Below are 16,204 nucleotides of genomic sequence, written 5' to 3'. Positions count from 1 at the left end.
CCCCTTTTTTTATGGAAAATATATGAAAAAACTAAAATCTTATCTAATAACTGACCCAACTTTTTTTACAAATAATCCTATTGATTTTGAAAGAAAATTAAAAGAAGTTTTAACTAATTATAAAATTGATATTGCATGTTTAAGAGACAAAACTTCAAATAATATTGAAGAACTAGCAGAGATATTTTTAAAAGTTTGTAAAAAATTTAGTATAGAAAAAATTTTAATAAATTCGAATTTATCTTTAGCAACTAAAATGAAATTTGATGGTATTCATTTAAACTCTAGCCAATTTAATGAAATTGAAAAAGTTAAGAAGCTCAACCTTTTTACAATAATATCTTGCCACAATTTTGATGAACTTGAAAAGGCTTCTAAATTAGGTCTAAACTTTGTTACATATTCTCCAATTTTTGACACTCCTAATAAAGGCGAACCAAAAGGTATAAATAATTTAGATGAAACTATAAAAAAATTCCCAAACTTAAATATTATAGCTCTTGGAGGAATAATATCAGACAACCAAGTAAAACAGATTGAAAAAACTAGTGCATATGGATTTGCATCGATTAGGTATTTTGTTTAAACTTCCAGAAACTTTATATTACAATCTTTAAGATATAGCAAATAAGCTTCAACATTTTTTGTATTATAAATTTGAGATATTGCCTCTTTATAGTGCTTTACCTGTATTATGTGATTTGATAACTCTTCTGTAGTTGTTTTGTAGTCAATGATTATAAATTTATTTTCCTTATATAAAAGCAAATCTAAAACTTTTACTTCTTTATTATACATTAAAGCTTGTTCTTGAACAATTTGCGAATCTTTTATTAACTCTTGAAATTTAAAATCTTCTATAAGATTTATAATTAATTTTTCTATATTTATAAAATCATTCTCTTCTAAATAATTTAAATATTTAGTTTTAGATAAATTAATACCTTGTTTAAGAGCTTGAATATTAAATTTACTCATCATTTCTAATGTATAATGTGTTGCTAATCCGAAATATTTTGCTTTTAGGATTTCAGCATTAGTAGTTTTTGAAGTTGAAATTTTCTGATCTTGTTTTCCTAAATCTAAAGCTTTGTAATTAACTTTTTCAATAGTAACCTTTCTATTTACAACTTCACTTAATACAAGCTTTCCTATTTTTAACTCTGGTAAATTCAAAATATCAAAAACACTACCTTTTTCTTTTTTAAATATTATCAAGTTATTTTTAGCTCTTGTAAGAGCAACATATAATACATTTTTCTCATCATCTAAAGCTAATCTTTTCTCTTTTTCTAAAGCTTCTTTATAATCTTCATCAAACTTTTCATAACCCGAAATTTTATAATATATATTTTGTAAATTTACGTTCTCATAATCAAATAAAAGAGAACTTCTATCATGATTTTTTTTCTTTATTCTATCAAGTAAAATAGTTGTATGGAATTCCAATCCTTTAGATTTAAATATTGTTAATATTTGTAATCCTAAATTTTCACTATTTTCTATACTAACATCCAGTTTATCTATCTCATAAACAAAATCAACTATATTCATATAGATACTTGATTGTTCGATTAATTTAATAATATTTTCATCAATAATATCAAAATATTTCGCCATAATATATAAAATTTTCTCAACACTTAATTCATTTAAATCAATATCAAATAAAAATTCACTGTTTAAATCTTTTCCAATCAAAGCATTAAAATTTTCTTTATAAATATTTTCTTTAAAATAGATATATTTTATAGCATTTATTAGGGCTTTAACATTTTGCTGATTTATTAGTTTTGAACTCATATCAGTTCTAATTTTCAGTTCTGGTAACTTATCTTTTAAATAGTAAAATAGTTCTAAAACATCACTATTTGTATAGCATAAAATTGCAATATCATTTTCATTTATACCACTATTTAATAACTCTTTGATTTTATTTAGTATTCCTAAATATTTCTCTTCACTTTGTAAATTTTCATCTTGAATAACCTCAACATATCCCTCATTTCTAACACTTTCTTGAGCAATATAATCGTAATTTAAAAGATTTAAAAAAGTATCATTTACAAAATCTATAATATTTTTACTAGATCTATAATTTACATTTAGATTCTCTAATTTTATAACCTCATTTTCATTTAAAACAAAATCGAAAAGTTCTCTTTTTCCACCCCTAAATCTATAAATACTCTGTTTTGGATCGCCTACATAAAAAAATGTTTTAAACTTTTCACTATCACCTGCAATAACCTCATCAATTAAAGGTTTAAGAATTTTATATTGTAAAATTGATGTATCTTGAAACTCATCTACTAATATATGATTATAGTTACTATCTAATCTAAAATACAAAAAGTCTTTATCTATTTTAGAATTTAAAAGTTCATAAACTAAATTTGAAATATCATTAAACTCAAAATAGTTCTTTTCAATATTAAAACTTTTTTTAAATTCTTTAAAACTTGTATAAAGTTTAAAAATTTTATTTAAACTATATGTTGCTCTTAATTTATAATAATTTAAAAATCCTTCTTTTAACTGCATAAAAATATTATTTATATCTTCATTAGCACATTTTTTAAAATATGAGTAATCATAAATAGTCTCTTTTTCAATCCATGTAGTGTTAAATAATTCATCAAAATTATTAAAAGATACTGCTTTTATTGCACTAGCACTTGCGACTGGACAATTTAAAATATGCTCTTTAATTTTTAAAGCTTTTTGTAATATATCATCTTTTAAAACATCTAATAATTTAGCATCAATATTTATAGAATTTATATTTTCGTTTTTTTCTATTAGACTCTTAAATAGTTCAAAAATAGAATTAAATTTTTTCTTTTCATATAGCGAAAATTCTACTAAATCTTTAAAAGTATTTTCATCTAAACTTTGTAAATATTTGTAACTAAGAACTTCCATATCATCATTTTGGATTTTAAAATCATCACTTATTCCAATATAACCACAAAATTCTCTTAGTATCTTATTTACAAATTTATCAATTGTAAAAATACTCAAAGTATCATTTATAAAATGTTTTAAAAGTAAAGATTTTTTACCTAGTATCTCTTCTTTAGAAAATCCTGATACTTTTATTATCTCACTTAAATATGCTTCATCATCACCTAAAGTTTGTAAAGTTTTAAACACTCTTTCACTCATTTCAGCAGCAGCTTTATTTGTAAAAGTAAGTGTTAAAATTTCACTAGGCTTTGCATCCATCAATAATAAACTAATATATCGTACTGTTAATGCAAAAGTCTTACCACTTCCTGCACTTGCTTTTAATGCTAAATATTTTTTCATACCTTCATTTTACTATATTTCATTTTAAAAGAGATTTTTAGCTATAATCGAAACTTTAAAATTTACAAGGATATTTTTTATGGCACAAATAAACCCAAAAGTTCAAACTCTAATTGATGCTATTCCATATTTCAAAAAATTTTATGGAAAGATTATCGTTATTAAATATGGTGGTTCAGCTCAAACAAGTGATGATTTAAAAGAAAAATTTGCTCAAGATATAGTTTTACTAACTCTTCTTGGAATAAAACCAGTGGTTGTTCACGGCGGTGGAGCTAGAATTACAGAACTTTTAAACAAACTTGAAATCCCATCATCTTTTGTTGATGGATATAGAGTTACTTGTAAAGAGAGTATGAGAGTTGTTGAAATGGTTTTAAGTGGAGAAATAAATAAAAATATAGCTTCATTACTAAACTTTCATGGAGCAAAGGCAATAGGAATATCTGGTAAAGATAGTAGTATCATAAAAGCTGTTCCAAAAGATGGTGGAAAGTTTGGATACACTGGAGATATTACAGAAGTAAATGGTGAACTAATAAATAATCTAATTAAAGAAGGTTTTATTCCTGTAATTGCACCTATAGCAAACGGAGATGAGCCTAACCACCCTGGGTATAATATAAACGCTGATGTTGCAGCTTGTGAAATTGCAATGGCGTTAAAAGCACAAAAAGTTATATTCCTAACTGACACAATTGGTGTACTAAACAAAAATGGAGAATTAATTCAAACTTTAGATAAATCAAATGTTGAGATGTTCAAAAAAGATGGAACAATTGCTGGAGGAATGATTCCAAAAGTTGATTCATGTATCGAAGCTATTCATAATGGCGTAAATAAAGCTCATATTATAGATGGAAGAGTTGAACATTCTATTTTATTAGAATTATTCACAAGTGATGGTATTGGTACTCAGTTTATAAGAGCTGATAATCCAAACAATGGTATTGATATTCAAAAATTATTAAACAACTAAAGGAATTATGTAATGAATTTTATAGAAACTAGAGGAAATGATGGAATAAAACCATTAGAAGTTAGCTTTAGTGAAGCTATTTTAAATCCAAGTAGCTCATTTGGAGGATTATATGTGCCAAAAAATCTTCCAAATTTAGGAGATAACTTTATTGAAAACCATATTAACAAAAGTTATAAAGAACTTGCTTTTGACATTTTAAAAGCTTTTGAAATAGATATTGAAGATAATGAAATTAAAAAAGCATTAGATTTATATGACAATTTTGATAATCCATCAAATCCAAGTCCAGTTGTAAAAGTTAAAGATGATTTATATGTAAATGAACAGTACCATGGTCCAACAAGAGCTTTTAAAGATATGGCTCTTCAACCATTTGGTTCAATTTTTAGCTCAATTGCTCAAAAAAGAAGAGAAAACTACCTTATATTAGCTGCAACTAGTGGAGATACAGGACCTGCTGCTTTAAATACCTTTAGAAATAAAAAAAATATTCAAGTTGTTTGTATGTATCCAGATGGTGGAACTTCTGACGTTCAAAGACTACAAATGGTTTGTGAAAATGGTGAAAATCTTAAAGTTTTAGGAATTAAAGGAAATTTTGATGATGCACAAAATGCTTTAAAAACTCTTTTAGCTTCAAATAATTTTAAAAATGAATTAAATAAAGATAACATCAAATTAAGTGCTGCAAACTCTGTAAATTTTGGAAGAATTATTTTCCAAATAATTTATCACTTCTGGTCGTATTTAGAATTAATTAGACAAAATGCTATCAAAAATGGAGAAAAAATTTATTTGGTTGTTCCAAGTGGAAATTTCGGAAATGTTCTTGGTGCTTATTATGCTCAAAAAATGGGTCTAAATATTGAAAAACTTTTAGTTGCTTCAAATGAAAATAATATTTTAACAGAATGGATAAACACTGGGGTTTATGATATTAGAGAAAAAAGTCTTAAACTTACAAAATCACCTGCTATGGATATTTTAAAATCATCAAACATCGAAAGAGTTATTTATGATTTATTTGGAGCTGAGAGAACAAAAGAACTAATGGAAGATTTAAATAAAAATAATATATTTAAAATGTCTTCAGAAGAAACAAAAGAGTTACAAAAATATTTTAGTGCTACATTTAGTAATGACTCTTTTGGTAACAGTACAATTAAAGAGTTCTTAGATAATGGTTACCTAATGGATCCACATACAGCAACTTGTATTAAAGCATATAATGAATTAAAAGAAAAACCTCTAAAAACTGTAATTTATTCTACAGCTGAATGGACAAAATTCTCACCTACAGTTCTAAATGCTTTAAAACAAGATACTATCAAATATAGTGATAAAGAAGCTTTAGATGAAATTAGCTCAAAATTCAATGCTACTTTACCTCAATCAATTAAAGATTTATTTAATGCAAAAATAAATCATGATTCTGTTATAGATAAAGAAAATATTGAATCTGAAATTATCAAATTTATTAGAAAATCATAAGATTTTCTAATAATAATTATTATTTACTTCCCCATAAAATAAACTTTTTTTACACATTCTGTTAATCTTTCATTTAAAATTTGATATGAATCAATAATTCTTAAGTATCTTTATATTAAAATCGAGCCTGATTCTAATTTTAAAAAAAGGAAGCCAAATATGTCTAACAATACAAATAGACGAGATTTTATTGGCTACTCATTTGCTGCAGTTGCTGCAGTTGGAGGAGCCGCATCTTTGTATGGTATGAAGCAAGTATGGGATCCACTTCCTAGCGTATTAGCTGGTGGATTTACGGAAATTGATTTAAACAGCTTAAAAGCAGGTGAACCATCTACATTCACATGGAGAGGTAAACCTATTTTTGTTTTAAAGAAAACTGCCGATATGGAAAACTCTAAAAGAGATTTAGTAATAGGAAGTGATAGATATACTGTTGCTATTGGTCTTTGTACTCACCTTGGTTGTATTCCTGCATGGAAGAAAGATCAATGGAAATGTGCCTGTCACGGTGGAGAATTTAATGCTAGTGGTGAACAAGTTTTCGGACCACCACCAAGACCTTTAGATTTACCTCCATTTGAAGTAAAAGGAAACACTATTGTTCTTGGAAACGAAGGACCAGAGTGTAAACAAATTGCTGAAGCAATGAAAGCATAAGGAGATAAGAGATGGCAAAATTCGAAAAAGCTAACTCTGTTGGAGAGTGGTTAGACCAAAGATTAAATCTAACAACTTTCAATAAAGTTATGATGACTGAGTATTGGATTCCAAAAGATATTAACTTCCTATGGGCAATGGGAGTTTTACTAGCTACTACATTTGGTATTTTAATAATTTCTGGATTATTTCTAATGATGTACTACAAACCAGATGTTGCATTAGCATTTGATTCAGTAAACTATACAATTATGCAAGAAGTTGCATTTGGTTGGCTATTTAGACATATGCATGGTGTTGCTGCTTCTGTTGTATTCTTAATCATTTATATTCACATGTTAACTGGAATCTATTATGGTTCTTATAAACAAGGTAGAGAAATGATTTGGATTTCAGGTATGCTACTATTTGTTACATTTAGTGCTGCTGGGTTCTCTGGTTATATGTTACCATGGGGACAAATGTCTTACTGGGCTGCAATGGTTATTACAAACTTATTTGGTGGAGTTCCTGTTATTGGTGATGCTCTAGTTGTTTGGATTAGAGGAGATTTCAACGTTGCTGATGCAACATTAACAAGATTCTTTATGTTACACGTATTCTTATTACCAATAGCTATTATGGGATTAATTGGTTTACACTTCTACACATTAAGAATTCCTCACGTAAATAATCAAAATGCTGAAGAGCTTGATTTTGATGCAGAAGCTGAAAAATATTTAAGTGGTAAGAAAAAAGAGTCAAAAGTTATTCCTTTTTGGCCAGTATTTATCTCTAAAGATTTAGCTGTTCTTGGAGTATTCTTAATATTCTATTTCTATTTAGTGTTCTTCCACTATAACTTTGCAATGGATCCAGTTAACTTTGATCCGGCTGACTCAATGGTAACTCCAGCTCACATTTATCCAGAGTGGTATTTCTTATGGTCGTATGAAGTTTTAAGAGGATTCTTCTTTGATATTGCTGGTATTAAAGCATTTGATATAGGTCTAATTGCGTTTGCATTTGCAAATGGTATTTTCTTTGTTTTACCTTGGTTAGATAGAGATACAAAAATTTTACCTGCACACAAAAGACCTCTATTCTTTATTTGGTTCTGGATTTTAATGGTAGACTTAATTGTATTAACTGTTTATGGAAAACTTCCTCCAACAGGTACAAACGCATGGGTAGGATTCTATGCAGCAGTTGTATTTATTTTACTATTTGTTCTACTTCCAGTTATTTCTAAACTTGATCAAAAAAGAAGAGGATAAAATATGAGAGAATTAAAAATATTAGCAGTAGTAGTAATCCTTACACTTATTACATACTGGGGAGTTGAGCCTTTTGCTCACTCACAAATGCATCCACATGTAAGCCCTGCAAATTTCAAATTTGAAGAAGCAGATAAAGTTAGTGCAAAAGAAAAAGTAGAAAAAGCTCAAAAAGCTTTAGAAGAAGCTAAAAAATTAAATAATGAAAAAACTATAAAAGGTGCAACATTAACATTAGATGAAGCTGCTAAATACGATACAACAGTAAATGAGTTTTGGGCTAGTAATCAAGATGCTCTAAAAGCAACTGGAAATGTAGCAAATGGAGAAACTCTAGTTACATCAAACTGTACAGCATGTCACAGTATTGAATCAAAAGGTTTCCCACAACTTATGGATAATGCAAGTGCAGGAGCTGCTTATGGTGTTACTCCTCCTGATTTAGGAAGTGCTGGTAAACTATACTCAAAAGAGTATTTAATTGCATTTATTAAAAATCCTGCTTTAGCATCTAAAGTTTCTCATAAATTTGTTGATGGTAGAGCTCATCCAATGCCTAGTTATGACTGGATGCAACCGCAAGAAATTGCTGATATGGTTGCTTATTTAGAATCAATTGCTCCAAAAGAAATGACAAATAAACAAGTATTCAATGATGCTTGTCAAAGATGTCACGGAATAAAATATGCTGATATGAAAAAAGGTTCTATGGCTGCATTTACATCTAATGGGGATATAAAAGCTTATATGGGTAAACTACCTCCTGATTTATCTCAATACATCAGAAGTAGAGGAGCAAATTATTTAGAAACATTTATTAATGATCCTCAAAAACAACTTGAAGGTACAGCAATGCCAAGAGTTGGGTTAACTCAAGAGTCTCAAGCACAAGTTATTAAATATCTTGAAGAAGTAGGAGATTCTAAAAAAGCTCAAAGAGAAGAGTTAGGACCTAAATTCCTAATCTATTTAGCGATTTTTGCAATCTTTGCATTCTTATGGAAAGCAAGTAGATGGAGAGATGTTCATTAAGAACATCTTTTCCAAAATATAGGAGAGAAAAATGAAATTATCAAAATTATTACTTATAGCATCTTTAGCAACTGGTTCACTTTTTGCAAATGATGTAATGCAAAAGTCTATGGCTACTATGGAACAAGGTATGGCTTTAATTCAAAAAGGTTTTTTAAATAACAATATTGAATTAATTAAAGAGGGAAATAAACTTGTAAAAGAAGGAAATAATCTTTTTTCTGAGAAAAGTACTATAGTTCAATATCTTCCTGAAAATAAAAAACATATGTCTAATATAGCGGAAAACGCTTCAAAAAGAATAACTTTAGATGTTGTTGAATTAGAAGAAAACTTAAAAAACAAAGCATTTATTAACGCTGGAAACTCTTATTCAGATATGTTAAATGCATGTTCTAACTGTCATTCAATCGTTAGAAATTGGTAATATTATAAAAGAGTAGTTAAGCTACTCTTTTATACAATAATTTTTGAACTAGCCGTTATAATTGCTGTTTCAGATCTTAATATTATATTAGACTTTATTCCTACAACAAAATTTTTATCAAAACTTTCTCTTTCTTTTTCAGAAAAACCACCTTCAGGTCCAATAACTAAAGTTTTAATATCACCCTTTTTATCATCAATTAAAGAATTAGAAAAATCTAAAATATAACTATTTGGAAATTCTTTAAAAAAGGTATTTAAATTCTTAAAAATATCAAATTTAATAATACTACTTCTTCCACATTGTGTTGAAGAATTTATTAATATTTTTTCAAGTTTTTCGAAATTTATTTTAAAATTCTTTTGTGAAAAATCACTATAAACAAAACTAATTCTATCTACACCTAATTCATTTAATGATGAAATATTTTCATATATTGTTTTAGGATCAACAACACACCAAGCAATATGTAACTTAGTACTATTCTCAACAATTTTTTCTTCTTTATTTAAAAGCTCTAAAATAGTATTTTTCTTATTTATTTCAATGATTTTATAAACATATAAAAAATCATCTTGAAGATTTCTAAAAGATATATAATCATCTAACTTATGTCTTCTAGCTTTTATTATGTAATTATAATTTTCATCTTTTATTTCTAATGTTAAACTACCTGCTAACTTATCATATATGTATTGCATCAAAATACCTTAGAGATAATATAAACCATAGCTAAAACGGCAATTTCAATTATATATATTTTTTTAGCATATACATAAAATTCTTCTTGTAGCTTTACATCCCCTACTTTGATAACTCTTTGTTTTTTATATCTTTTTATCTCAATTACAAGCAAAAAAATTGACGCTGGTATCATCAATGCAATTGTTAAACTAAAATGTTGAGCATAAAAAGCAACAATAGTTCCTGTATATATCACTATTGCATTACTTAAATGATAAACAGGTGTCATAAATTTCAATTTCTTTGCTAAACTAATAAAGTTTTTACTTGAAACAACCGAATATAAATTAAAAAGCATAATTGCTAAAAAAATATATATTGTATAAATATGTGTAGTTATTGCATCTTGCATGATTTCCATAAAATTTATCTCACTTTTAAAAATTTTTGCTATTATAACCAACTTATGATAAGTTTATATTTTCAATACTTTTTACATTTTTTAGTATTATAAGGATTTTTTAATATATGATAAATAATTTTAATAAAAAAGCTGTGGTAATTTTAAGTGGTGGAATGGATTCTACACTAAGTTCATACATAGCAAAAAATAGTGGTTATGAATTAATAGCTGTACATTTTAATTATGGCCAAAGAACTCAAGAAAGAGAGCTAAAAGCTTTTAGAGATATTTGCGAAAAATTGAATGTCTTAAATAAATATGAAATAGATATACCATTTTTTACTCAAATTGGAGCTAGTGCCCTAACAGACAAAACAATAGATGTACCAACGTCAGGTATTGAAAAAGGTATTGTTCCTATCACTTATGTTCCATTTAGAAATGGAATCTTTTTAAGTATTGCTAGTGCAATAGCTGAAAAAGAGGAAGCGTCTGCCATATATATTGGAGTTGTTGAGGAAGATAGCTCAGGTTATCCGGACTGTTCTGATAATTTCATACAAGATATGAATAAAGCAATAAATGAAGGAACAAAAGAAGATACTAAAATAAGAATTATAACTCCTTTAGTTCACTTAAGTAAGACACAAATTGTTGAAGAATCAATAAAATTAAATGTTCCACTAAATCTAACTTGGTCTTGCTACAAAGAAGAGATTGAAGCATGTGGAGTTTGTGATTCTTGTAGATTAAGATTAAATGGATTTAAAAATGCAAATGCAATTGATCCTATAAAATATAAGGAAATTAACTAATGTGGGAAATATCAAAAGAATTTGATTTTTGCTATGGACATAGAGTTTGGTCACAATCTTTAAATATTGAATTTTCATTAGATGGATGTTTAATGTGCAGACATCTTCATGGTCATCAAGGGAAAGTTATTGTATATCTTAAATCAGACAAAGTAAAAGATGGAATGGTAACTGACTTTAAGCACCTAAACTGGTTTAAGAAATTTTTAGATGATATTTTAGATCACAAATTCATAATAGATATAAATGACCCTCTTTTTAGTACACTTCTTCCAATGATTGATAAAAAAGATTTAATAGATTTTGAAGAAGGTTACAAAACTGTAAATTTAAAAGGTTTTCAAAATGAACTTTTAGAACTTTATGAAAGCTATATTATTGTAAATTTTGTACCAACAAGTGAAAATATATCAGAATGGCTTCTAAAAATTGTTCAAGAAAAAATGAATAAAATTGATGTAAAAGTATCAAAAATTGAATTTCTAGAAACACCAAAAAGTAAAAGTACTTTTTATGCTAGAAGTTAATGAAATTTTTGGACCAACAATACAAGGAGAAGGTAAACTAATAGGTACACCTTCTATCTTTATTAGATTTGGGAAATGTAATTTCAAATGTGTGGGTTTTAATGTTGAGTATGAAACTCCTAGTGGAATCAAAAAATGTGCTTGTGATTCTTATTATGCAGTTGATATGGAATTTAAGGATAGTTGGAAAAAATATAAATCTCATGCAGATATTGTAGATGAAGTAGAAAATTTACTTAGTTCATTTGAATATGACTTCAAAATCGATATTGTAATAACAGGAGGAGAACCTCTTTTATATTGGAACAATGATGAATTTCAGAAACTACTTGAATATTATATAAATAGGAATCATAAAGTTACTATAGAAACAAATGGCTCATTAAATATAGATTTTACAAAAGAATATCAAAATAAAATTTTATTTTCTATGAGCGTAAAATTAAGTAACTCTTTGGAACCTTTGAAAAAAAGAGTAAACAAACTAACTTTAACAAAAATTTTAACTAATACAAAAGAATCTTATCTAAAATTTGTAATTGGTGATGATTTTTTAACAAATGCAATTGTTGAGATTAAAGAAATTATAAAAGATATTCCATCTTGTGAAATTTTTTTAATGCCTCTAGGTGATACTGCTGAAAATATTGATAGGAACTCTTTAAATGTAGTAAACCTTGCCATAAAATATGGATTTAAGTATTCAGATAGACTTCATATTAGATTATGGGATAATAAAAGAGGAGTTTAATCTAATAAAATTATTGTTATAATAAAAAAGTATAAGTAAAAATAAAAAGGATATATATATGAAATTTAGTGGTAAGAATGTATTAATAACTGGTGCTAGCAAAGGTATTGGTGCACAAATTGCTCAAACTTTAGCTAGTTATGGTTTAAAAGTATGGATAAATTATAGAAGTAAAATTGAAGAAGCTGAAGCAGTAAAAGAACTTATTGAAAAATCTGGTGGAACAGCTGCAATTATTAAAGCTGATGTTACTATTGAAGAAGAATTTGTAAATGCAATTAAAACTATAATTGACAGTGATGGAGAACTTTCTTATTTAGTAAATAATGCAGGAATTACAAAAGATAAATTAGCTCTAAGAATGAGTGTGGAAGATTTTACATCAGTTTTAGATGCAAATCTTACTTCAGCATTTATTGGATGCAGAGAAGCTCTAAAAGTTATGGGTAAAAAAAGATTTGGGTCTATTGTAAACATATCTTCAATAGTTGGAGAAATGGGAAATCCTGGACAAACAAATTATTCAGCATCAAAAGGTGGGCTAAATGCAATGACTAAATCATTTGCTAAAGAAGCATCTAGTAGAAATATTAGATATAATGCAGTAACACCTGGTTTTATTCAAACAGATATGACAAATTTATTAAAAGATGAAGTAAAAGCTGAATATGAAAAAAATATTCCCCTTTCGAGATTTGGAAATCCTTCAGAAATAGCTGATGCGGTAGCATTTTTATTAAGTGATCACTCATCTTATATTACAGGTGAAATATTAAAAGTAAATGGTGGATTATACGTTTAAAGCATAGCTTTAAACTATAATTTTAAAAATTTTAAAGGGTTTTAAAAACTTTTTTGCTATAATTTGCAATTAATTTTATAAAAGGATAAAGATATGGCATTATTAGATGATGTAAAAGCGGTTGTTGTAGAGCAATTAGATTGCGATCCAGCTGAAGTTAAAGAAGATTCAAAGTTCATTGAAGATTTAGGTGCAGATTCACTAGATGTTGTTGAACTTGTAATGGCTTTAGAAGAAAAATTTGACATCGAAATTCCAGACGAAGATGCAGAAAAAATCTTAACTGTTGCTGATGCAATAGCGTACATCGAAAATAACGCGTAATTAAGCGCTTTACTTAAATGAAAGATTTATTCTTTCATTTAAAATTTCTACTATTGAGTTTTTTTTTAAAAAAATTGAATAATTTAAATTAATAATTAAACAAATTAAACATTGGAGCATAATTAGATGAAAAGAGTTGTTATTACAGGTCTAGGTACAATAAATTCTATAGGTCACAGCGTAAATGAATCTTTCGAAGCGGCTGTAAATGGTGTTTGTGGAATTGATACAATAACACTATTTGATATTAGCGATTTTTCTGTACAAATTGCAGGAGAAGTGAAAAATTTTGATCCTGAAACTGTAATGGATAAAAAAGAAGTAAAAAAAGCTGATAGATTCATTCAATTAGGTATAAAAGCAGCTAAAGAAGCTATGATTGATAGTGGATTTATTACATCAGAAAATAAAAAAGTTGATGAAAAAGATGCTCCTAGATTTGGCATTATCTCTGGTTCTGGAATTGGTGGATTAAGTACAATTCAAAAAAATTCTACAATTTGTGATACAAAAGGTTCAAGAAAAATTTCTCCATTTTTTATACCTTCATCTTTAGCAAATATGCTAAGTGGATTTATATCAATTGAACATAATCTAAAGGGACCTTCACTAGGACATGTTACTGCATGTGCTGCTTCTACTCATGCATTAAATGATGCAGTTAAAACTATTGCATTAGGTGGTGCTGATAGAATTTTAGTTGTAGGTGCAGAGAGCGCAATTTGTGGAGCTGGTGTTGGTGGTTTTGCTGCTATGAAAGCTCTTTCTACAAGAAATGATGACCCTAAAAAAGCATCTAGACCATTTGATATGGATAGAGATGGATTCGTTATGGGGGAAGGTGCAGGTGCACTAGTTGTAGAAACTCTTGAAAGCGCTCTTGAAAGAAGTGCAAAAATTTATTGTGAGATTATTGGTTTTGGAGAAAGTGGTGATGCAAACCACATAACTTCACCCGTAACAGATGGTCCATTAAGAGCTATGAGAAGTGCTCTTGAAATGGCAAAAAATATAACTGGTGAATATCCAAAAATTGATTATATAAATACTCATGGTACATCAACTCCAGTTGGTGATAAAAACGAAACTGCAGCTATAAAAGAAGCATTTGGAGGAAAAGAAAATTGTCCTCCTGTATCTTCAACAAAAGGACAAATTGGTCACTGCCTTGGAGCTGCTGGAGCAATTGAAGCTATAATGGCGATAAAAGCTTTAAATGAAGGAGTTATTCCTCCAACAATTAATGTTGAAAACCAAGATCCTGAATGCGATTTAGATGTTGTTCCAAACGTTGCAAGAAAAGTTGAATTAACAACTGTTATGAGTAATAATTTTGGTTTCGGTGGAACAAACGGTTCTGTAATTTTTAAAAAATTTACAAAATAAATCTAAACCTTAAAGAGCTAAAATGCTCTTTTCTATAAGGAAAAATATTGGCAACTTACTTAGAATTTGAAGATAAAATAAGAAAAATTGAAGAAGAAATTTTAACAGCAAAAGCTAGGGCAGATGAGCCTGCTGTTGAAATATTAAACAAAAAACTTGATAAAGAAGTTGAAAAGACATTTAAAAATTTAAATGATTATCAAAAACTTCAACTTGCAAGACATCCTGATAGACCTTATGCTCTTGATTATATTAATGGTATGTTGACTGATGCTTATGAAATTCATGGAGATAGACACTTTGTTGATGATAATGCAATTGTATGCTATTTAGGTTTTATTGGAAAACAAAGGGCTTTAATAATTGGTGAGCAAAAAGGTAGAGGAACAAAAGAGAAATTAAAAAGAAATTTTGGAATGCCTAGTCCTGAAGGATATAGAAAAGCTTTAAGAGCTGCCCAAATGGCTGAAAAATTTCAGATTCCAATTCTAATGTTAGTTGACACTCCGGGTGCATATCCAGGTCTTGGGGCAGAAGAAAGAAACCAAAGTGAAGCGATAGCAAAAAATCTTTACGAATTTGCAAATTTAACTACTCCTACAGTATCAGTTGTAATTGGAGAAGGTGGTAGTGGTGGAGCTTTAGCTATTTCTATTGCTGATAAACTTGCAATGATGAGATATTCTGTTTATGCGGTTATTTCTCCAGAGGGATGTAGTGCAATTTTATGGAATGATCCATCAAAAGTTGAAACTGCAGCACAAGCTTTAAAAATTACATCAGATAATTTAAAACAACAAAATTTAATTGATGATGTTGTGAATGAGCCTTTAATTGGTGCTCATAGAAAGAAAGATGAAGCTATAATGGCTTTAAAAGAATACTTTTTGAATTCAGTTGAAGAACTTAAAAAATTAACTCCTGAACAAAGAAGAGAAAAAAAATACCAAAAAATTATGAATTTAGGTTCTTTTCAAGAGTAAGATAAACCAAATGGTTTATCTTACAAATCGTTCTTTTCCCTAACTAATCTTCCTACACTTTCTCCACCAATTATATGAAAATGTAAATGAGGAACTTCTTGCCCTCCATGTATTCCAATATTTGTAATCATTCTATAACCTGACTCGGTTATATTTAATTCTTTTGTAACTTTTTTTATAAAATCACTCATAGAACCCATAATACTACTTGGAGCATCTTCAAAAGAGCTATAATGAGCTTTTGGAATAACTAAAGCATGAACTTTTCTAGTAGGGTTTATATCATGGAAAGATAAGAAATTTTCATCTTCTAATATAATATTACTTGGTATCTCTTTATTAACTATTTTGCAAAATATACACATCATT

Annotated in this window: 18 protein-coding genes; 14 read left to right on the top strand and 4 right to left on the bottom strand. The window is 27.8% G+C overall.

Features of this window, described 5'->3' with window-relative positions; translation table 11 throughout:
• Positions 1 to 22 precede the first annotated feature (22 nt).
• Complete coding sequence (locus tag ACBT_RS02545; RefSeq protein WP_024775696.1) at positions 23 to 586, top strand: thiamine phosphate synthase; 564 nt, start codon at positions 23 to 25, stop codon at positions 584 to 586.
• Here ACBT_RS02545 and ACBT_RS02540 read toward each other — a convergent pair.
• A complete protein-coding gene (locus ACBT_RS02540; RefSeq protein WP_024775695.1) occupies positions 583 to 3,312 on the bottom strand; it encodes a RecB-like helicase in 2,730 nt (909 codons plus the stop codon). The two genes, ACBT_RS02545 and ACBT_RS02540, sit on opposite strands and share 4 nt — an antisense overlap.
• A gap of 79 nt (positions 3,313 to 3,391) precedes the next feature.
• Between ACBT_RS02540 and argB the strand changes: the two genes are divergently transcribed.
• From argB to ACBT_RS02510, 6 genes are all read left to right on the top strand, one after another.
• Positions 3,392 to 4,291, top strand: a complete 900-nt coding sequence (gene argB, locus ACBT_RS02535) for an acetylglutamate kinase (RefSeq protein ID WP_024775694.1) — start codon at positions 3,392 to 3,394, stop codon at positions 4,289 to 4,291.
• 12 nt (positions 4,292 to 4,303) lie between these two features.
• Positions 4,304 to 5,785, top strand: coding sequence for a threonine synthase (gene thrC, locus ACBT_RS02530; RefSeq protein ID WP_024775693.1), 1,482 nt, complete (start codon positions 4,304 to 4,306; stop codon positions 5,783 to 5,785).
• A 159-nt stretch (positions 5,786 to 5,944) separates the two neighbouring features.
• Complete coding sequence (locus ACBT_RS02525; protein WP_024775692.1) at positions 5,945 to 6,445, top strand: Rieske 2Fe-2S domain-containing protein; 501 nt, start codon at positions 5,945 to 5,947, stop codon at positions 6,443 to 6,445.
• A gap of 11 nt (positions 6,446 to 6,456) precedes the next feature.
• A complete protein-coding gene (locus ACBT_RS02520; RefSeq protein WP_024775691.1) occupies positions 6,457 to 7,701 on the top strand; it encodes a cytochrome b in 1,245 nt (414 codons plus the stop codon).
• A 3-nt stretch (positions 7,702 to 7,704) separates the two neighbouring features.
• On the top strand, positions 7,705 to 8,733 hold the full coding sequence (locus tag ACBT_RS02515; protein ID WP_024775690.1) for a c-type cytochrome: 1,029 nt from the start codon (positions 7,705 to 7,707) through the stop codon (positions 8,731 to 8,733).
• Positions 8,734 to 8,764: 31 nt separating this feature from the next.
• Entirely contained in the window at positions 8,765 to 9,160 is a 396-nt protein-coding gene (locus ACBT_RS02510; RefSeq protein WP_024775689.1) for a hypothetical protein, read from the top strand.
• Between the two features lie 29 nt (positions 9,161 to 9,189).
• Here the strand turns inward: ACBT_RS02510 and ACBT_RS02505 are convergent, their stop codons facing one another.
• Both ACBT_RS02505 and ACBT_RS02500 read right to left on the bottom strand, forming a co-directional pair.
• Positions 9,190 to 9,861, bottom strand: a complete 672-nt coding sequence (locus tag ACBT_RS02505; protein WP_024775688.1) for a 16S rRNA (uracil(1498)-N(3))-methyltransferase — start codon at positions 9,859 to 9,861, stop codon at positions 9,190 to 9,192.
• Positions 9,861 to 10,265 carry a hypothetical protein gene (locus tag ACBT_RS02500; protein ID WP_024775687.1) on the bottom strand — a complete coding sequence of 135 codons (405 nt, stop codon included), beginning with the start codon at positions 10,263 to 10,265 and terminating at the stop codon, positions 9,861 to 9,863. Before ACBT_RS02500 ends, ACBT_RS02505 begins: the two co-directional genes overlap by 1 nt.
• 107 nt (positions 10,266 to 10,372) lie before the next feature.
• Between ACBT_RS02500 and queC the strand changes: the two genes are divergently transcribed.
• The 7 genes from queC to accA all read left to right on the top strand — a co-directional run bounded on the left by queC (position 10,373) and on the right by accA (position 15,835).
• Positions 10,373 to 11,062 (top strand): 7-cyano-7-deazaguanine synthase QueC, encoded by a 690-nt coding sequence (gene queC, locus ACBT_RS02495; RefSeq protein WP_024775686.1) that lies wholly within the window; start codon positions 10,373 to 10,375, stop codon positions 11,060 to 11,062.
• Positions 11,062 to 11,589, top strand: a complete 528-nt coding sequence (locus tag ACBT_RS02490) for a 6-carboxytetrahydropterin synthase (RefSeq protein WP_024775685.1) — start codon at positions 11,062 to 11,064, stop codon at positions 11,587 to 11,589. Before queC ends, ACBT_RS02490 begins: the two co-directional genes overlap by 1 nt.
• Positions 11,576 to 12,340, top strand: coding sequence for a 7-carboxy-7-deazaguanine synthase QueE (locus tag ACBT_RS02485; protein ID WP_024775684.1), 765 nt, complete (start codon positions 11,576 to 11,578; stop codon positions 12,338 to 12,340). The genes ACBT_RS02490 and ACBT_RS02485 overlap by 14 nt, the downstream gene beginning before the upstream one ends.
• Before the next feature lie 58 nt (positions 12,341 to 12,398).
• Positions 12,399 to 13,142, top strand: coding sequence for a 3-oxoacyl-ACP reductase FabG (gene fabG / locus ACBT_RS02480; protein ID WP_024775683.1), 744 nt, complete (start codon positions 12,399 to 12,401; stop codon positions 13,140 to 13,142).
• 93 nt (positions 13,143 to 13,235) lie between these two features.
• Positions 13,236 to 13,466 (top strand): acyl carrier protein, encoded by a 231-nt coding sequence (gene acpP / locus ACBT_RS02475; protein WP_024775682.1) that lies wholly within the window; start codon positions 13,236 to 13,238, stop codon positions 13,464 to 13,466.
• A gap of 126 nt (positions 13,467 to 13,592) precedes the next feature.
• The gene (locus ACBT_RS02470; RefSeq protein ID WP_024775681.1) at positions 13,593 to 14,852 is read left to right on the top strand and encodes a beta-ketoacyl-ACP synthase II; all 1,260 of its coding nucleotides are present in this window, start codon (positions 13,593 to 13,595) and stop codon (positions 14,850 to 14,852) included.
• A 47-nt stretch (positions 14,853 to 14,899) separates the two neighbouring features.
• A complete protein-coding gene (gene accA / locus ACBT_RS02465) occupies positions 14,900 to 15,835 on the top strand; it encodes an acetyl-CoA carboxylase carboxyl transferase subunit alpha (protein ID WP_024775680.1) in 936 nt (311 codons plus the stop codon).
• Between the two features lie 20 nt (positions 15,836 to 15,855).
• Here the strand turns inward: accA and ACBT_RS02460 are convergent, their stop codons facing one another.
• Positions 15,856 to 16,200 (bottom strand): histidine triad nucleotide-binding protein, encoded by a 345-nt coding sequence (locus ACBT_RS02460; RefSeq protein ID WP_024775679.1) that lies wholly within the window; start codon positions 16,198 to 16,200, stop codon positions 15,856 to 15,858.
• Positions 16,201 to 16,204 lie beyond the last annotated feature (4 nt).

This window comes from Aliarcobacter cibarius (genome assembly GCF_013372265.1).
In the GTDB taxonomy this organism is placed as follows: Bacteria; Campylobacterota; Campylobacteria; order Campylobacterales; family Arcobacteraceae; genus Aliarcobacter; species Aliarcobacter cibarius.
Note: the sequence above shows the minus strand (reverse complement) of the source record. Positions and strands in the feature narration are given on the sequence as shown.